General features: G+C 67.3%; 19 protein-coding genes. 11 read left to right on the forward strand and 8 right to left on the reverse strand.

Features of this window, described 5'->3' with window-relative positions; all coding sequences use genetic code 11:
* The first annotated feature begins 61 nt into the window (after positions 1-61).
* Entirely contained in the window at positions 62-1,549 is a 1,488-nt protein-coding gene (locus ACWDXS_RS10520) for a nitrilase-related carbon-nitrogen hydrolase (RefSeq protein WP_449964301.1), read from the forward strand.
* A gap of 9 nt (positions 1,550-1,558) precedes the next feature.
* Here ACWDXS_RS10520 and ACWDXS_RS10525 read toward each other — a convergent pair whose 3' ends face one another.
* Positions 1,559-1,894: a hypothetical protein gene (locus ACWDXS_RS10525; protein WP_378991476.1), complete on the reverse strand. Its 336-nt coding sequence runs from the start codon at positions 1,892-1,894 to the stop codon at positions 1,559-1,561.
* Between the two features lie 242 nt (positions 1,895-2,136).
* On the opposite strand from ACWDXS_RS10525, the gene ACWDXS_RS10530 reads away from it, so the two are divergent.
* The 3 genes from ACWDXS_RS10530 to ACWDXS_RS10540 all read left to right on the forward strand — a co-directional run bounded on the left by ACWDXS_RS10530 (position 2,137) and on the right by ACWDXS_RS10540 (position 5,648).
* Positions 2,137-2,673, forward strand: coding sequence for a sigma-70 family RNA polymerase sigma factor (locus ACWDXS_RS10530; protein WP_449964304.1), 537 nt, complete (start codon positions 2,137-2,139; stop codon positions 2,671-2,673).
* Between the two features lie 187 nt (positions 2,674-2,860).
* Positions 2,861-4,489 (forward strand): N-acetylmuramoyl-L-alanine amidase, encoded by a 1,629-nt coding sequence (locus ACWDXS_RS10535; protein ID WP_449964307.1) that lies wholly within the window; start codon positions 2,861-2,863, stop codon positions 4,487-4,489.
* A gap of 127 nt (positions 4,490-4,616) precedes the next feature.
* The gene (locus tag ACWDXS_RS10540; protein ID WP_449964311.1) at positions 4,617-5,648 is read left to right on the forward strand and encodes a CobW family GTP-binding protein; all 1,032 of its coding nucleotides are present in this window, start codon (positions 4,617-4,619) and stop codon (positions 5,646-5,648) included.
* Positions 5,649-5,650: 2 nt separating this feature from the next.
* On the opposite strand, the gene ACWDXS_RS10545 is transcribed toward ACWDXS_RS10540, so the two are convergent.
* Genes ACWDXS_RS10545 through ACWDXS_RS10555 form a run of 3 tightly spaced genes read right to left on the reverse strand, consistent with a single transcriptional unit; the run spans position 5,651 to position 8,359 of the window.
* Positions 5,651-6,082 carry a molybdenum cofactor biosynthesis protein MoaE gene (locus ACWDXS_RS10545; RefSeq protein ID WP_378991482.1) on the reverse strand — a complete coding sequence of 144 codons (432 nt, stop codon included), beginning with the start codon at positions 6,080-6,082 and terminating at the stop codon, positions 5,651-5,653.
* Positions 6,075-7,157, reverse strand: a complete 1,083-nt coding sequence (gene moaCB / locus ACWDXS_RS10550; protein ID WP_449964315.1) for a bifunctional molybdenum cofactor biosynthesis protein MoaC/MoaB — start codon at positions 7,155-7,157, stop codon at positions 6,075-6,077. Before moaCB ends, ACWDXS_RS10545 begins: the two co-directional genes overlap by 8 nt.
* A complete protein-coding gene (locus ACWDXS_RS10555; RefSeq protein WP_449964318.1) occupies positions 7,154-8,359 on the reverse strand; it encodes a molybdopterin molybdotransferase MoeA in 1,206 nt (401 codons plus the stop codon). The genes moaCB and ACWDXS_RS10555 overlap by 4 nt, the downstream gene beginning before the upstream one ends.
* Before the next feature lie 142 nt (positions 8,360-8,501).
* On the opposite strand from ACWDXS_RS10555, the gene moaA reads away from it, so the two are divergent.
* The 3 genes from moaA to ACWDXS_RS10570 are packed head-to-tail and all read left to right on the forward strand — an operon-like array spanning position 8,502 to position 10,160.
* The gene (gene moaA / locus ACWDXS_RS10560) at positions 8,502-9,560 is read left to right on the forward strand and encodes a GTP 3',8-cyclase MoaA (RefSeq protein WP_378991486.1); all 1,059 of its coding nucleotides are present in this window, start codon (positions 8,502-8,504) and stop codon (positions 9,558-9,560) included.
* Complete coding sequence (locus ACWDXS_RS10565; protein ID WP_056812377.1) at positions 9,553-9,795, forward strand: MoaD/ThiS family protein; 243 nt, start codon at positions 9,553-9,555, stop codon at positions 9,793-9,795. The genes moaA and ACWDXS_RS10565 overlap by 8 nt, the downstream gene beginning before the upstream one ends.
* 2 nt (positions 9,796-9,797) lie before the next feature.
* Positions 9,798-10,160 carry an iron chaperone gene (locus ACWDXS_RS10570; protein ID WP_387447182.1) on the forward strand — a complete coding sequence of 121 codons (363 nt, stop codon included), beginning with the start codon at positions 9,798-9,800 and terminating at the stop codon, positions 10,158-10,160.
* 24 nt (positions 10,161-10,184) lie between these two features.
* Here ACWDXS_RS10570 and nadE read toward each other — a convergent pair whose 3' ends face one another.
* Complete coding sequence (gene nadE / locus ACWDXS_RS10575; RefSeq protein ID WP_378633155.1) at positions 10,185-11,009, reverse strand: ammonia-dependent NAD(+) synthetase; 825 nt, start codon at positions 11,007-11,009, stop codon at positions 10,185-10,187.
* A gap of 6 nt (positions 11,010-11,015) precedes the next feature.
* Positions 11,016-11,663 carry a TetR/AcrR family transcriptional regulator gene (locus ACWDXS_RS10580; protein ID WP_387447281.1) on the reverse strand — a complete coding sequence of 216 codons (648 nt, stop codon included), beginning with the start codon at positions 11,661-11,663 and terminating at the stop codon, positions 11,016-11,018.
* A gap of 96 nt (positions 11,664-11,759) precedes the next feature.
* Between ACWDXS_RS10580 and ACWDXS_RS10585 the strand changes: the two genes are divergently transcribed.
* From ACWDXS_RS10585 to nrdE, 4 genes are all read left to right on the forward strand, one after another.
* The gene (locus tag ACWDXS_RS10585) at positions 11,760-12,329 is read left to right on the forward strand and encodes an NAD(P)H-dependent oxidoreductase (protein ID WP_378991493.1); all 570 of its coding nucleotides are present in this window, start codon (positions 11,760-11,762) and stop codon (positions 12,327-12,329) included.
* A 387-nt stretch (positions 12,330-12,716) separates the two neighbouring features.
* The gene (gene nrdH, locus ACWDXS_RS10590) at positions 12,717-12,950 is read left to right on the forward strand and encodes a glutaredoxin-like protein NrdH (RefSeq protein WP_358063548.1); all 234 of its coding nucleotides are present in this window, start codon (positions 12,717-12,719) and stop codon (positions 12,948-12,950) included.
* Positions 12,951-12,980: 30 nt separating this feature from the next.
* Entirely contained in the window at positions 12,981-13,454 is a 474-nt protein-coding gene (gene nrdI, locus ACWDXS_RS10595; protein WP_379318540.1) for a class Ib ribonucleoside-diphosphate reductase assembly flavoprotein NrdI, read from the forward strand.
* An 11-nt stretch (positions 13,455-13,465) separates the two neighbouring features.
* Positions 13,466-15,595: a class 1b ribonucleoside-diphosphate reductase subunit alpha gene (gene nrdE, locus ACWDXS_RS10600; RefSeq protein ID WP_449964760.1), complete on the forward strand. Its 2,130-nt coding sequence runs from the start codon at positions 13,466-13,468 to the stop codon at positions 15,593-15,595.
* Between the two features lie 50 nt (positions 15,596-15,645).
* Here the strand turns inward: nrdE and ACWDXS_RS10605 are convergent, their stop codons facing one another.
* Together ACWDXS_RS10605 and ACWDXS_RS10610 are read right to left on the reverse strand one after the other, a co-directional pair.
* Positions 15,646-16,086, reverse strand: a complete 441-nt coding sequence (locus ACWDXS_RS10605; protein ID WP_449964326.1) for an RDD family protein — start codon at positions 16,084-16,086, stop codon at positions 15,646-15,648.
* A gap of 71 nt (positions 16,087-16,157) precedes the next feature.
* Complete coding sequence (locus ACWDXS_RS10610; RefSeq protein WP_449964329.1) at positions 16,158-17,642, reverse strand: endoglycoceramidase I; 1,485 nt, start codon at positions 17,640-17,642, stop codon at positions 16,158-16,160.
* Positions 17,643-17,702: the final 60 nt, after the last annotated feature.

Below are 17,702 nucleotides of genomic sequence, written 5' to 3' on the forward strand. Positions count from 1 at the left end.
GGAGACGAGTCCGCTCGCACGGGCGATGTGCGGGGCCCCGCTCCACCGTGACGATTGTCGAGTGACATCTACTGAAGAGGCTGTGCGCGAAGAGTTCTCCGGGCGAATCGGCCGACGATCGCCCGGTCGGGAGCTGACGACTTGGTCGGCCGCCACCGTGAGTTCGGCTGTGCTGTGGAGTATCGGCACCGGCCTGCACCCGGTGCCCGGAGTCGCCCTCCTCGCCCCGCTCCCGGTGCTGTGGCTGGCGCCGCGGCGCTCAGCCGCGGCGGCGTACGCCGCCGCGGTGCTGTCCTGGCTCGGCGGCAACGCCGAGTACTGGTCCTATTTCACCGACACTCTGGAACAACCCAGGGTGACTGCCGTCGCCTTGCTGGTCGGCAGCGCACTCACCTTCGGAGCGTGTGTGCTGCTCTTCCGAAAGCTGTTGATACAGCACAGGTTCGGGTGGGCCGTGCTCGCACTACCCGCCGCATGGACTGCCGTCGAGCTCCTGTTCGGTCTGGTCGGCGGGATCGGCGCGTGGTGGAGCATCGGCTACTCCCAGGCCGAGGTCGACCCCATCGTGGGTGTCGCTTCGTTCACCGGGGTGTGGGGGATCAGCTTCCTCGTGCTCGCGGTGCCCGGTGCCGTTGGCACGATGACGGCACCCGGCATCCGAACGCCCCGCCTGCTGAGGACAGCGGTCGTGACGGCCGTGGCCGTAACCTTCGCCATCGGCACGGGTCTGTGGTGTTCCGCGGCGGCGAGCGGCGGTCCGGTAACACGGGTGGGGCTGGTGGCTCTCGCGCAGCCGCCGATGTATGTTCCTGTCGCGTCGCCCGACGGTGCGCGGATGATCGCCGAGGCCGTCGCCGCCGTCGACGAACTCGCCGATCAGGGCGCCGAAGTCATCGTGTTCTCCGAGAAGGCATGGCATGCACGACGATCCGAACTCTTCCTGTTGCGCGACCCGCTCACCGCCGTAGCCGCTCGTCGTGGCATCCACGTGGTCGTCGGCCTGGAACTCGAGCAACCGGGTGGCACCGTCAACGCCGCCATCGCCTATCCGGGCGAAACCATCTATGCCAAGCGCTATCTCGTCCCCGGGCTCGAGTCCGGCCTGCAACGCGGTGCGACCCCGGTCCAGATCCCCGGCCGCCCGTGGGCGCTCGCGATCTGCGCCGACCTCGACCACCCGGCCCTCGTTCGCCAGAACCGCGCCGACGGGGCGACGCTCCTGCTCGCTCCTGCGCTGGACTTCAGCGTCGATCACTGGTTACACAGCCGGATGGCGGCGGTACGGGCCGTCGAATCTGGCATCGCCATCGCCCGCCCCGCCCAACTCGGCGAGCTGACCGCCGTCGACGCACAGGGCGCCGTTCGAGCCTCGGTCCGCACCGGCATCACCGAAACCCACACGGTGCTGGCCGACATCCGCACCGCCGGTGATCGCACTCCCTACGTCCGCTGGGGCGACTGGTTCGGCGCACTCTCGATCGCACTGGCTGTGGCTTGCGGACTCGCCGCCCTGCGTCGCCCTGGCCACTCGACCGAGGAGACCTCGTGAACTACTCGATCAGTCCTGATCGGGCCAGGAATCGGCGACGACCAACTGTCCCGCCGCCAAGAGCAGCGCGTAGTGCGCGGCGATCACGCCGGTCGGATAGGTCGGCCAGAACGACACCGCCCCGGTCGCCTTGTCGATCACGTACACCGAGCCGCCGATCGGGATCGGCCGATCCGGTGGCGCGTGCAACGGCTGCACCGCGAAAACCGCGAAGCCGTCGGCGAATTCGACGATCTGCCGATCGTGACCCGGCAGGTCGGCTGGTAGGTGTTCGGCCGCCACTCGGGTGGCCTCCGCCCGGTCGACCGGCGTCTGCGCGTCGGTCGGATATGCATGGATGTCCACTTGTTCGCTCCTCGCGGGCGATTGTCGTCGCCCCGGTCCGATCGTGCTGGACTTCGCTCGAATGCGCGAACCCGCAATGATCGGGCCCGGAAACGAACGAGCCCGGCGTCCCTGCTCCCCCCTCCTGGAGCAGGCCCGGCCGGGCTCGCAAGAACTACCTTCCGGCACGGCCCCAGCAGGATCCTGAAGAGTCGCTTAACGCGCGGCGTTGTCATCGTCGCGGTCCGCCGCGATAACCCCATATGACGGACAACTCCTGCGGTGCGCACTGCGCGCGCCTGTGTACCAGGGAAGGGCTGGCCGAGGTGCTGGCCACCGATCGCGGTCTGCTGCACTGGCGGGCCATGCGCAGTCTCAGCGACGCGGGCCTGGCGGAGCACGCGGTGCAGGAAACGTTGCTGCGCGGCTGGCGTTCGTGCCACGACTTCGACGGTCGCAAGGGCAGCGTGCGGACCTGGCTGCTGGCGATCGAACACAACGTCATCATCGACATCGTGCGGGCCAGAGCCATCCGCCCCGGTGATGTGGGCTGGGACGACATCACCGAGGTGTCCGTCTGCGGCAAACCGGATTTCGCCGACGGACTGGTCGACGGGTTACTGGTCGATCAACTCCTCGCCCGACTCCCGGAACCGCAGCGGGCAGCCGTGACCGAGGTGATCTTGCACGACCGCGGCTACCGGGAAGTCGCCGCCGATTTCGGCGTTCCGATCGGGACCGTGAAGACCCGGGTTCACTATGCGCTGCGGTCGCTGCGCCAATTGCCAGAAGTTGCCTGACTTAGCGCGCTGACGGCTCATCTGGGCATCCGACCAGCGTCTTTTGATACTCCTATCCAGTTACATTTCGGTAACTGTGCTTGCCCTGTGGTTGTCAACGTTGCAAGAGTGAACCACTGGGTTTGGTGTTACCAGGTGTTACCAATGGGAAGGGAGGGGTGCTCCGGTCCCGGAGCACCGACCGAACATGCAACCAAACATCATCAAGGCCGGAATCTGCTCTACCGTCTCCGCCGCGGTGGTGGTGTCGCTGTCGGGATTGGTCCCCGTGACCGCCCACGCCGCCCCTGAACCAGCGACCAGCGAGCAGCTCGCCGGTAAGACGATCTTCCTCGACCCCGGTCATCAGGGGACGGCGCATTCCGAGGACCTGAGCCGCCAGGTCGACAACGGTCGCGGCGGTACCAAGGACTGCCAGACCACCGGCATGACCTCGCTCAACGGCATCCCCGAGCACACCATCAACTGGGATGTCGCCCAGCTCGTGCGCGCGTCTCTGGAGGCACTGGGTGCCGATGTGGTGCTGAGCCGCGCCGACGACACCGGGTGGGGCGGCTGCGTCGACGATCGCGCCCGCGCCGCCAACCAGTCCGGCGCCGACGTGGCGGTGAGCATTCACGCCGACAGCGCGGGCCCCGACCAGCACGGCTTCCACATGATCGTGCCCCAGCTCCCCATCCCCGACTCGATCGCCGACAAGGCGCAATCCGGTGGTGGGCGACTCGTGTCGAGCGCGGTCCGCGACGCCTACCTGGCGGCCGGCTTCTCACCCGCGAACTACGCGGGCGTCAAGGCGGGCCTGCAGACCCGCGAGGATGTGGCGGGCCCGGCGCTGACGCAGGTGCCGCTGGTGTTCGTCGAGATGGGCAACGGCGCCAATGTCGGCGACGCCGCCCGCCTGGAATCGCGCGAAGGCCAGCTCGAGCACGCCGTCGCCATCGCGACCGGCGTCGTCGGGTTCCTGCTGAACAAGCCGATTCCCGCCTACGCCGCCGCGCCGGGTCGGATACCGGTCGCGACGACCGCACAGGAACCCCAGCGCGCACCCGCCGCCGACCCGACCGAGACCCCCACGCCCAGCACCGACGCACCCGCGCCCGGACCGGCAGGGAGCCAGAACGGAGCTTCCGCCCCGGCCGAGGATCCCAACGCCGCCGGAACTCCCACCGAGGGTACGAACGGCGCGCCGGCGCCCACCACCGATCCGGCCGAGCCCACGCAGCCGTCGAAGAAGCCCAGCGGGACCACCGCGTCGACGCCGGAATCCGACACGACGACACCCACACCGGCCCAGTCGCCCGCTTCGACGACTGCGACGCCGGGAGCGACAGCGCCCGCCCACGCTCCCACACCGGCACCCGCGCAAGCTCCCGCGCCCGACCGGGCACCGGCCGATTCGTCCGCACCTCCCAGCGGCCCGAGCGAACAGACGGCACCGTCCGAGCGCCCGGCTCCCGCCGACGCCAACGCGCCTGCCACTGCTGCTCCGATCCCCCAACGGGTCCCGATCGCGAACCCGGGTCCGGTAGCCCCCGTCCGCACCGCGTCTCCCGGCGCCCCGGCCCGCACCGCGTCACCCGGGGCTCCCGCCGCACCGTCCACCACCACCCCGAAGAACCGCGGCACCAGCCCGAAAACCCAGGCGACGCCCAACGAATCCGAGCTCGATCTGAGCACGCTCGGCGGTCCGATCACCACCGTCATGACGCTGCTCATGCCGCTGGCTCAAGCGCTCGGCATGGACGAGTCGACCATCCCCGGCCAGCTGATCAATCTCGCGTACACCCTGGTAGGCATGGTTTTCAGCCAGTCCTGACCGCCGTTGGCCGCACGTCGACCCGCCCACCTCTGATCGCAGGGGTGGGTGGTGTGCTGCATGGGGACGGACGGAGGAATCCGGCGTGGTGGACCGGTCGACGTCGCCGCGGTGACAGGGTGGCAGCATGGGTGCGGTGATTCCTGTCGTGATCGTTGCTGGGTTTCTCGGTTCGGGGAAGACGACCCTGCTCAATTACCTGTTGCGCAACAATCGGGGAACCCGGATCGGGGTAGTGGTCAACGATTTCGGGGCGGTGAACATCGACGCGATGCTGGTGGCGGGGCAGGTCGACGCGATGGTGTCGCTCGGCAACGGGTGTGTGTGCTGCGCGGTGGACGTGTCCGAACTCGACGATCTGTTCGCGCAGCTGGCGCAGCCGCGCAGCGCGGTGGATGTGATCGTGGTGGAGGCCAGCGGACTGGCCGAGCCGCGCAACCTGATCCGGATGGTGATCGCCAACCCCAACCCGCGCATCGCCTACGGTGGCCTGGTCGAAGTGGTCGATGCCGAGCAGTTCGCCGCCACCAGCACGCAACATCCCGAGCTGGTGACGCATCTGCGGATGGCGGATCTGGTGCTGGTGAACAAGGCCGATCGAGTCGGGGCCGAGGCGCTGGCCGATTTGCGTGCACAGCTGACCGACTGGGTCGGGCAGGTGCCGGTCTACGCGACGACGCACGGCCGCATCGACCCCGGTCTGCTGTTCGACGACCGGGCACCCGAGCAGCTGAAAAAAGCCGAGCAACTGAGCTTCGACACATTGCTCGACGACCATGATCACGACGACCCCGACCATCGCCACCTTCACGACGACTACGTCTCGGTGGCGTTCACGAGCGAGCGCGCGTTGAATCCGCGTGCGCTGGTGGCCTTTCTGGAAGATCCGCCGTCAGGACTGTTCCGTGCCAAGGGATGTGTCGCGTTCGCGGTGGCAGGGGAGCGCCGCAAGTTCGAAGTCCACCTGGTAGGCAGGCACGTAGTCGTCACCCCCGGAAGCTGGGCGCGCGGCGAGCGCCGTGTCTCGAATCTGGTGCTGATCGGTGCCGGACTGGATACGGTCGCGGCGTTGAAACGCTTGGACGACACCGTCTTCGACGGTGAGACGCCGTTGGACGAGCAGGAGATGCTCGGCGTGTGGCGGTACGCCACGCAGTAGCGTCAGCCGCAGGCGTTGACCCATTCGGAAAGCCCGTCGGCGAACAACTGCCGCTTCCAGATCGGCACCTCGTGCTTGATCCGGTCGACCAGCTCGGCGCAGACGGTGAACGCCTCGGCCCGATGCGGCGCGGCCACCGCCACCACGATCGCCAGCCCGCCGATCGTGAGCGACCCGATGCGATGCGTCGCCGCGACCGGAAGTCCGCTCGCCTGCGCCACTTCCGCGCAGATCGCGTGCAGGAAGCGCTCGGCCTGGGGATGCGCGGAGTACTCCAGCGAAGTCACCGCCTGGCCACCGTCGTGGTTGCGCACCTTGCCGGTGAACACCACCACCGCGCCGAATTCCGGTCCGTCGACCGCCTTTTCGACGGCGAGGGGATCGAGGTCGTGATCGCTGATGGTCGCCAGCCGAACCGCACCGAAGTCACTCATGGTTGCCGCCTCCGGCTACTTGCGCGAGCAGATGATCCAACAGCGGTTCCAGCACCGCCGTCCCGTCCTTCACCCCGCCGGGCGAACCGGGCAGGTTCACGACAACGGTCCCACCGGCCAGCCCGGCAACGCCGCGACTCAGCGCGGCGAGGGGGAACTTCGCGGTCCCACGCTGCCGAATGGCATCGGCGACACCGGGTAGCTCACGATCGAGCACGGCGCGGGTGGCCTCGGGTGTCGCATCGGTGGGCGAGGCACCGGTGCCACCGGTGGTGACGACGAGCGCCGGCGCCCCGCTGAGTGCGTCGGCCAGCCCGGCGGCGATCTCGGCATCGGCGTAGACCAGTGGCCCACGCACCGAAAAACCTCGCGCGGTCAGCCAGTCGACGAGGACGGGCCCGGTGGTGTCGGTGCGGGTACCGGCCGCGGTACCGGTAGACGCGACAACCACGACCGCGGTCCGCGAAAAGATCGGGGCGTCAGGTGATTCCGTCGCAGCGCCGTCCTGGGATTCGGTGGTCGCCGGCAGCGCGGATTCGGCACCGGCGCTCGCGTCCACCTGTGCTGATCGGTCGGGCGCCGGTGTGCCGGTGTCGGATCGATCCTCGGGCCGCACCCAATGCCCGTGCTTTCCACCCTCTTTGGTGACCAGCCGAACCCCGTTCATCACGGCAGCGGGATCCACCGCCTTCACCATGTCGTGCAGGGTCAGCCCGGCCACGGCGACAGCGGTCAGTGCCTCCATCTCGACCCCGGTGGGCCCCTTGGTCTTCGCCGTCGCCTCGACTGTGATGGTGGTCTCGGTGAACCCGAACTCCACCTTCACCGACGACAACGCCAGCTGATGACACAGCGGAATCAGCTCGGAAGTCTTTTTAGCACCGGCGATTCCGGCCAGTCGCGCTGTGGACAGCACATCGGCCTTGGGCATTCCCTCGGCCCGCACCAACGCGATCACTTCCGCGGTCGTCTGCAATTCGCCTGCGGCGACAGCGATCCGGGTGGTGTCGGCTTTCGCGCTGACGTCGACCATGCGCGCGCGACCCTCGCGGTCGACGTGGGACAACTCGCTCATAGCGATAAGATTCGCACAGCGACACCGGCGGCCAGCGAGGTGACCTCGGCGGGAACGTCGACCAGGACATCGGCCCAGGCCATCCCCGCGATGAGATGTGAGCCGGGGCCCGAGATCACTTCCACCCCGTCCTCGGTCAGCAGGCCGCGCAGGTATTGGCGACGACCGGCGGGGGAGCGAAGCGGTGTGAGCAGAGTGGTCTCGCCGCTCACGAGCTCCGGCAATCCGGCCAGCGCGCGCACGGCGGGGCGCGCGAACACGGCGTAGGACACCATCGTGCTCACCGGGTTGCCCGGGAAGCTGAGCACGGGGACCTCGTCGACCACCGTGTAGCCCTGCGGTCCGCCCGGCTGCACCGCGACCGAGCCGAAGGTCCCGCCGAGCGGACCCAGCACATCCTTGACGACCTCGAAGTCACCCTTGGACACGCCACCGGAGGTGAAGACCAGGTCGGCGACGGCGGTCGCGGCGTGCAGTACCGAGGTGAACACCGCGGGGTCGTCGGTGCTGTGCGCGACCTCGACCACCTCGACACCGTCGGCCCGCAACGCGGCGGCCAGCGCGATGCCGTTGGAGTTGTAGATCTGGCCCGGGGCCAGCGCGGCGCCCGCGGGCTGGAGTTCATCCCCGGTGGTGATGCAGACAGCGCGTAATCGGCTCAGGGCAGGCACCGTGGGCAGGCCGACAGCGGCCAGTGCGGCGATATGGCGGGGCGCGAGCACCGTGCCTGCCCGCGCGACGAGCTCGCCGGTGCGCACATCGGTACCGGCTTCGCGCACGAATTCGCCACGTCCGCGGCCACGTTCGACCACGATCCGCCCCTCGCCCGCCTGCACATCCTCGACCGGCACCACACAGTCGGCGCCGGGGGGCATCGGCGCACCGGTCATCACCTTCACCGCGGATCCGGCGGGCAGCGCGTCGGTGCCCGGCCTACCCGCCGCCACCACGCCGGCCACCGGCAGCGTGACCGGGGTGACGGCCACATCGGCCGCCCGCACCGCGTAGCCGTCCATCGCCGAGTTACGGAACACCGGCAGATCGATCGGCGACACCACATCGGCCGACAGCGTGCGGCCGAGCGCCTCGGGGACCGGCACCTGTTCATCCGGGCGGTCGGCGAGGCGGGCCAGCAGCGCGGCGACGGTGTCGCGGTACTCGTCGACGCTGCGCGCCGACGCGGTAGCGGGCCGGGGAGTCATGCTGCCAGCTTAATCGTCGGTGTCGGGGCCGGTCGGGGTCGCGTTGCTCACGGTGGTGGGTGGGCGACGGTGAGCTGACGAGTTCGCGAAGAATCGGCCCGGCGCACGGAATGTGACGGGCCTTACGGGTCATACTGTAGAGATGACGCTGGTCGAGATGGGGATACCCGCCGTGCGATCGGAGCGGCCGTCCCTGGACGGCAGGCCCGAGACGCCGTTCCTCGTCGACCGCTTCGGCCGGATCGCTCGCGACCTGCGCGTGTCCATCACCGAGAAGTGTTCGCTGCGCTGCACCTATTGCATGCCCGAAGAGGGCTTGCCGCCGATCCCGCGCCAGGAACTGCTCACCGCCGACGAGATCGTGCGGCTGGTGTCGCTGGCGGTGCGCGAGCTGGGTGTGCGGGAGGTGCGGTTCACCGGCGGCGAACCGCTGATGCGCCGTGAACTGGAACAGATCATCGCGGGCTGTCATGCGGCGGTGCCCGGCACCCCGCTGGCTATGACGACGAACGGCGTCGGCCTGGAACATCGCATCCATAAGCTCGCCGCGGCTGGTCTGACCAGGGTCAACGTCTCCCTCGACACCGTCGACCGGGAAGATTTCACCCGCCTCACCCGCCGCGACCGGCTGGAGTCGGTCCTCAACGGCATCCGTGCCGCGCGCGACGCGGGGATGGCGCCGGTGAAGGTCAACGCCGTGCTGATGCGCCAGAATCTGGCGGGCGCCGCCGACTTGCTCGCGTGGTGCCTGGCCGAACAGTGCGAACTGCGCTTCATCGAGGAGATGCCCCTCGACGCCGACCACGAGTGGGCCCGCGATCACATGGTGACCGCCGCCGACCTGCTCGACGTCCTCGGCGAGCGCTTCACCCTGACCCCCACCGCCCGTGCCGACCCGTCCGCCCCGGCCGAGAAATGGCTGGTCGACGGTGGCCCGGCAACAGTCGGGATCATCGCCACGGTCACGCGCAAGTTCTGCGACAGCTGCGACCGCACCCGGCTCACCGCCGACGGCATGCTGCGTTCGTGCCTGTTCAGCGACCAGGAGTTCGACGTGCGCACCGCGCTGCGGGCAGGCGCCGACGACGACGAGGTCGCCGAACTGTGGCGCGGTGCCATGTGGCAGAAATGGGCCGGTCACGGTATCGACGCCGCCGGTTTCGTCCCCCCGGAACGCACGATGGGAGCCATCGGTGGTTGAGGTCCGCTATTTCGCCGCCATCGCCGACGCGGTCGGCAAGAACACCGAATCTCTCGACCTCCCCGACGGCGCCACCGTCGCCGACCTGCGCGCCACTCTCGCCGCCACCTACGGCTCCGACATCGACAGCCTCGTCGGCGTCTGTGCCTTCCTCATCGGCGACGAGCTCACCCGCGACCCGTCGGCCATGCTCCGCGACCGAGTCGACGTTCTCCCGCCTTTCGCGGGCGGCTAGCCGTGGTCCAGAGCAAGGCCCCCGACGTAGCGACCTACCTCGCCGAAGTCCCGGCGGATCGCCGCGAGGCGCTCACCAGGCTGCGCGACCTGTGCCTCCAGGAGCTGCCGGGCTTCACCGAGGTGATGTCCTACGGGATGCCCGCCTACGAACGCGACGGCACCGGCGAGGTCGCCTTCGCCGGCCAGAAGCACTACATCTCCTTCTACCTCCTGCGCTCCGACGTCCGCGCGGCGTTCGCCGACCGTCTCGCGAGCCAGGACATGGGCAAAGGATGCCTGCGCTTTCGCAAAGAACCGGACTACGAGCTGGTTCGGGACCTGCTGCGAGCTACCGCGTCCGGTGAAGGCGCCCAGATCTGCTGATCCGGTGGGGCCGGGAGCACGCCCCTAGCGCCACCAGGTGTCGAGCGGTGTCACCGGGACGGTGCGCTTGTGGCGGGTGTTGGTGAAGATCGACTCCACGCGGGCGGCCACCTCGGGGGTGACGTCCTTGCCTTCGAGGTAGTCGTCGATCTCGGCGTAGCGCAGGCCGAGTGCGTCCTCGTCGGCGAGGGCGGGGCGGTCGTCTTCGAGGTCGGCGGTGGGGACCTTGGACCAGATGCTCGAGGGGGCGCCCAGTTCTTGCAGGAGGGCCGCGCCCTGGCGCTTGGTGAGACCGGTGAGGGGAGTCAGGTCGACACCGCCGTCGCCGAACTTGGTGAAGAACCCGGTGACCGCTTCGGCCGCGTGATCGGTGCCGACCACCAGCAGGCTTTCCTGGCCCGCGAGGGCGTACTGGGCGACCATCCGCTCACGCGCCTTGATGTTGCCGCGCACGAAGTCGCGCAGGCGCTCGTGATCGAGCGCGCCCGCCACCTCGATGCCCACCGCATCGGCGCTGGGCCGGATGTTCACCACGACCGTGCGATCGGGGTCGATGAAATTCAAGGCGGTCTGCGCGTCGTGTTCGTCGGCCTGCACGCCGTAGGGCAGCCGCACCGCGAGGAACTTCGCCTCGACACCGTCGGCGCGAAGCTCCTCGACGGCCAGCTGGCACAGCCGACCGGCCAGCGCACTGTCCTGGCCGCCACTGATCCCGAGGGCGAATCCCTTGGCCGGGGTGGTGGCCAGGTAGTCCTTCAGGAAGTCGACGCGCCGCCGGACCTCCTGCTTCGCCTCGATCTCGGGCAGCACACCCAATTCGGCAATGATCTGTTCACGCAGTGTCCCCATGCGTTCTCACTCTACTTGGGGGACAGGCGAAACGACCCGGCGAACGAGCCATTCCCAGTTGTCGCCGATCTGATCGCGCGTGTAGCCGAGCACTTCGACCTGGTGGATGACCAGCGCCGCCGTCAGTGTGGACAGCAGGGTGTCGGCGATCAGCGGAACCTCACCGTCGACGCCGATCGCGCGAAGCAGCAGCATGACGTGCGCCTTGTGCAGGGCGTAGGGTCCGCCACCGAAACGCCCGTCCTTCTCCGCGGCCTGGTGCAGATCGCCCTCGACCTCGATATCGAGCAGCCGGGTGCGCCCGAAGGCGATCAGCCGCTCGACCGGGCCTGCCTCGGGACCGAGCGGCGCGGGCCCGAACATGAACGCGGCCTGGAATTTCTGCTCGGAGTGATCCAGCAGGGCCAGCATGAGCCCGGTTCGGTTGCCGAACCGGCGAAAGACCGTGCCCTTGCCGACCCCCGCGCGTTTGGCGAGCGCGTCCATCGTGAGGTCGTCGACGCCGTGCTCGCGCACCAGCTGCTGGGCCGCGTCGAGCAGCAGTGCGCGATTGCGCGCGGCGTCGGCACGTTCGACGGGTTCCGCGCTGCCGGGCAGCGGCCGCCCGATCCCCAGCAGGGGCGGCTCGTCGGACTGGGGTGTGCCATAGCTCACGCCGCTCACACGTCCTCCGCGGGAAGTAATCGGACCGGGGTCCGGTTAATGTCGGATGAAACTTGGATCATTCCACTGAGTACACCAGGAGTCGCAATGAGCGAGACCCGCATCCTTACTCTCGTCGGAAGCCTGCGCGCGGGCTCCATCAATCGCCGCCTGGCAGAGGCTGCCGTACAGACCGCGCCCGCCGGTGTCGATATCGCCATCTACGAGGGTCTCGGCGAGATTCCGTTCTACAACGAAGACCTCGACGTTCCCGGCGAGGTGCCCGCGCAGGCCGAGGCGCTGCGTGCCGCCGTCGCCGCCGCCGACGCCGTCCTGCTGGTCACCCCCGAGTACAACGGCACCCTGCCCGCCGTGCTGAAGAACGCCATCGACTGGGCCTCGCGTCCGTACGGCGCCGGTGCGATCAAGGGTAAGCCGGTCGCCGTGGTGAGCGCGTCGATCAGCCCGAACGCCGCGGCGTGGGCACACGGCGACACCGTCAAGTCCGTCGGCGTGGCGGGCGGCGTCGTCGTCGAGTCGGCGCATGCGCAGTTCGCGACCATCGGCGAGCGTTTCGCGCAGACCCATCCGGCCGAGGACGCCGAGGCGCTGACCCAGCTCGGCGCGACCGTGCACGAGTTGGTCGCCGCGGTGAACGGCACGTTGGTCACGGCGTAAGCTGGTCGTTCGGCAGGGCGTCGCATCCGTCACGGATGCGACGCCCTTTCGCTGTCCACCGAGTTTGCTGAAGACTCGCCGGTAGATGAAATCGTGATCTGAACCACTGTTTTCCCTGCTGGCCGGTGGCCCGTCCTGGGACTTACCGCGTGGGAATTACATCCGTGCGACTCGCAACACCTTGTGTTGTTCCCATCTGTCGGACACTAGGTGTAGTGTCTGTCGTACTGGAAGACGGTGTGGAGCCACCACTGATCGGGCCCAAGGGAAGGGGTTGCGAGCAGGGCTTTCTTCGCTAGATCCAGGAGTTTGCGCAGCATCACCCGTTCGTGCATTGCATACGGATCACAGGCTGTGGATCAGGCATAGGAGAGAGGGACTTCCATCATGACCATCACCGTGTACACCAAGCCCGCTTGCGTGCAGTGCAACGCCACCTACAAGGCTCTCGACAAGGTCGGCGTGGACTACGACGTCATCGACATCTCGGAGAACGACGAGGCGCGTGACTTCGTCATGGCGCTGGGCTACCTGCAGGCGCCGATCGTCGTCGCGGGTGACGATCACTGGTCGGGCTTCCGTCCCGATCGCATCAAGGCGCTCGCCGTCGCGGCTGCGTAGTTCGCACCGGTTCGCCGGTAAGGAGGCGCCATGCCCGAGCAGAGGACTCCGGGCGGGCTGGTCTACTTCTCCAGCGCTTCGGAGAACACTCATCGTTTCGTCGAGAAGCTCGGTCTCCCGGCAACTCGACTTCCGCTACACACCACCGCTGAATCGCCGCGGATCGACGAACCCTACGTGCTGATCACCCCCACCTACGGTGGTGGTCGGCACGTCATGGGCGGACAACGTCCCGACAAGGACCTCGTTCCACGGCAAGTCGCCAAGTTCCTCAACGACCCACACAACCGCGCGCTGCTGCGCGGGGTGATCGCGGCCGGCAACACGAACTTCGGCGATACCTATTGCGTTGCAGGAGACATCATCTCGCAAAAATGCGGGGTGCCGTATCTGTATCGCTTCGAACTCATGGGAACCGCTGAGGACGTCGCGCGCGTCCGAGAGGGATTGGGATTGTTTTGGCAACAGCAACCACAGCACCGGCAGGCAAGTCAGCACGCCTAGAGCAGTCGGCGGTGCGCGGCGAGGCGGGCGAGGTGCTCGACTACCACGCCCTCAACGCGATGCTGAACCTGTACGGCCCCAACGGCGAGATCCAGTTCGACAAGGATCGCGAGGCCGCGCACCAGTACTTCCTGCAGCATGTGAACCAGAACACCGTCTTCTTCCACAATCTGGACGAGAAGCTGGACTACCTGGTCAAGGAGAACTACTACGAGACGGAGGTGCTCGACCAGTACGGCCGCCCCTTCGTCAAGCAGCTGTTCCAGCAGGCCTACGCCAAGAAGTTCCGGTTCCCGACCTTCCTCGGCGCGTTCAAGTACTACACCTCGTACACGCTCAAGACCTTCGACGGTAAGCGCTACCTGGAGCGTTTCGAGGATCGCGTCTGCATGGTCGCGCTGACGCTGGCCGCCGGCGACGAGGTGCTGGCGAGCAACCTGGTCGACGAGATCATCGACGGCCGCTTCCAGCCCGCCACCCCCACCTTCCTCAACTCCGGCAAGAAGCAGCGTGGCGAGCCCGTGTCCTGCTTCCTGCTGCGTATCGAGGACAACATGGAGTCCATCGGGCGCTCCATCAACTCCGCGCTGCAGCTGTCCAAGCGCGGTGGCGGTGTCGCGCTGCTGCTCAGCAACATTCGTGAGCACGGTGCCCCGATCAAGAAGATCGAGAACCAGAGCTCGGGTGTCATCCCGATCATGAAGCTGCTGGAGGACTCCTTCTCCTACGCGAACCAGCTGGGTGCGCGTCAGGGCGCGGGCGCGGTGTACCTGCACGCCCACCACCCCGACATCTACCGTTTCCTCGACACCAAGCGCGAGAACGCGGACGAGAAGATCCGCATCAAGACGCTCTCGCTCGGTGTGGTGATCCCCGACATCACCTTCGAGCTGGCGAAGAAGAACGAGGACATGTACCTGTTCTCGCCCTATGACGTCGAGCGTATCTACGGTGTGCCGTTCGCCGATGTGAACGTCACCGAGAAGTACTACGAGATGGTCGACGACAAGCGCATCCGCAAGTCGAAGATCAAGGCGCGCGAGTTCTTCCAGACGATCGCCGAGCTGCAGTTCGAGTCGGGTTACCCCTACATCATGTTCGAGGACACGGTGAACCGGGCCAACCCGATCAAGGGCAAGATCACCCACTCGAACCTGTGCTCGGAGATCCTGCAGGTCTCCACCCCCTCGGAATTCAACGATGATCTGTCGTATTCCAAGGTGGGCAAGGACATCTCGTGCAACCTGGGTTCGCTCAACATCGCCAAGGCGATGGATTCGCCCGACTTCGGTCAGACGATCGAGACCTCGATCCGCGCGCTCACCGCCGTCTCGGATCAGACCCACATCTTCTCGGTGCCCTCGATCGAGCAGGGCAACAACGAGTCCCACGCCATCGGCCTCGGTCAGATGAACCTGCACGGATACCTGGCGCGTGAGCGGGTCCACTACGGCTCCGAAGAAGGTGTGGACTTCACCAACATCTACTTCTACACCGTGGTCTACCACGCGATTCGGGCCTCGAACCTGATCGCCAAGGAGCGCGGCTCCGCGTTCGGTGGGTTCGCCGACTCCAAGTACGCCAGCGGCGAGTACTTCGACAAGTACACCGACCAGGCATGGGAACCCAAGACCGACAAGGTGGCTCAGATGTTCGCCGACGCCGGCGTGCGCATCCCCACCCAGGACGACTGGCGTCTGCTCAAGGCCTCGGTGCAGGAATACGGCATCTACAACCAGAACCTGCAGGCCGTGCCGCCGACCGGTTCGATCTCCTACATCAACCACTCGACCAGCTCGATCCACCCGGTGGCGTCGAAGATCGAGATCCGTAAGGAAGGCAAGATCGGCCGCGTCTACTACCCGGCCCCTTACCTGGACAACGACAATCTCGAGTACTACGACGACGCCTACGAAATCGGCTACGAGAAGATCATCGACACCTACGCCGCGGCCACCCAGCACGTGGACCAGGGCCTGTCGCTGACGCTGTTCTTCAAGGACACCGCCACCACCCGGGACCTGAACAAGGCGCAGATCTACGCATGGCGCAAAGGCATCAAGACGCTCTACTACATCCGCCTGCGCCAGATGGCTCTGGAGGGGACTGAGGTGGAGGGTTGCGTCAGCTGCATGCTATGAGCTGAGCGCGAAAAAGGGGCGGTCTCCCGAGGGAGACCGCCCCTTTTGTGTCAGCGGGCACTGTCGAAGAGGTCGAAGCAGGACCAGCCGCCGCGGAACCACTGGACGGTGAGCTGCCAGGTCGATGGGTAGGTGCCGTCGGCGTAGCGCAGTCGGAGTCCGTACCGGCACTTGCCGATCGTTGTCCGGGTGAGGTGCTGGATGACCGTGCGGTGCAGGAAGGACGCGCTCAGCCAGGCGAGGAGGCCGTACAGGACGGCTGTCGGGCCGGGTGCGAGGTACCAGGCGGTGGCGCCGATCGCGGCGTGCAGCGTCATATCGATGAGGAACGCGGGGATCACGCCGGTCTCGTCGCCGCTGGAAGTGCGTCCGGTGAGCGGGAATTCGTCTGTCGAGCGCTCCCGCGTTTCGGATGTGACGAACATCGGCTCGGCGTCACGTTCGTATCCGCGCTCCCGCGTCGCGTGCCGGGACGGTGCTGCGTTGCTCATGGAGGTCAGCGTGGTCGACACCGCTTAACAAGCACCCGGTGCCGACCTTGCCGACCTGATCACCGCCGGTGTCAGCCCGCGGATCCCGATGACAGCCAGGGGAATCCGGAGGCCGAGCCGGTGCCACCGCCGGAGGGAAGATCCGCTCCCGCCGAGCCGGGGCGGTGGATGCGAACGGTGACCGGGTCGGTGCCGTCGGCTTCCACGGTGACGATGCGCGCGCCGGGCGCCGAGGTGACCCGGCCGCCGGTGACCTTCACCTCGTAGCCGTCCGGATGGAACAGATCCGAGACGTAGATCTCGGTCGGCGCCGAGGCCTGGCGAGGCCGGTACCGATACGCGAAATCGCCTGTGCTGGAGTCGAAGACCATGCCATCGGGAATTCCCGCGGTGGCTTGTGGATAGGTGCGGACCAGTTCGCGCCCGAGTTCACCGCGGAAAGGATCACCGTCGCGGGCGCTGTAATGCCAGTAGTGCCAGCCGACGAACCGTTCGTCGGCCCGGGTGGTGGTGTTGCGCAACACGGTCGGATCGCCGTCGCCGAATTCGGTGACCATGGTGGGGATGTCGGTGCGGTCGGCGAACGCGTCGATGTTCGACCAGGTCCGGTCCTGCTGCGGCGGGCACAGGGCGCGCAGCTCCTCGGGCAGGCCGAGGTAGATCGCGAGCTGGCTGGGAATGCAGTAATCGTGCGGGGAGAAAACGATGTTCGGGCTGGTGATCGGTGGATTCTTGCCCAGGTGGCTGGGCATGGTCTCGTTCCAGGTGACATTCGGTTCCCAGAACACCGGCACCGTGGCATTGCGTGCCCGCACCGCATCGGTCAGCTGTTGCAGCGCCCGTTGATATTTCACGTCGAAGTCGGGGCAGCCGTCGGGATAGCAGGTGAGAAACGCTGAGCCGGGCCACGGTTCGTTGAGCAACTCGATCCCGAGCACGCTCGCGCGCCCGGTCATCCGCTCGGCGAGCGCGCCCAGGGCCACTCCCAGATGGTTCAGCACCCCGTAGGTGTTGTTCCACACCTCGTCCCACCCGGCATTCATGCTCGGCATCAGGTAGTACAGCGGGAATCCGGGATTCGGCTCACCGTCCGCGGGCCGGGCGCGGATCGCCCATTCGGGAAACCCGTTGCCGTTCCAGATCTTCGACAATCCGTCCTGGTGATTGTCGAGCAACGTGTAGATGCCGTGCGCGGCAAGGGTATCCACGACAGTCTCGACCCGGTCGAGGTAGGCGGTATCGACAACACCCGCCGTCGGCATCAGTCCGTCGAACGAGACCCCGAGCCGGACTGTGGTGAACCCGTGCCGAGCCAGTGTCGCCGCCGCGTCGTCGGTGAGGGTGAATCCGTCACCGGGTTGCAGGTAGGGCGCGTCCTTGTCGACGGTGTTCACCCCGTGGAGCAGCACGGTGCGTCCGTACCCGTCGATCAACGCTGACCCCTGTGCCCGCAGGGGCGTCAGCGGTCTCGCGGGGTCGGCGGTCACCGGGGCGCTGCTCACAGCCAGCCCGGCTGCGAGTGCGAGCGCCGTCATCCAGCGCACCGGCCGCCTCATCGTCCTCATCATCTGCGTCCTCGATCCCCAGGTGGACGCTCGTTCAACTGAACAAATGTC

The sequence above is a fragment of the Nocardia sp. NPDC003183 genome, assembly GCF_053590715.1.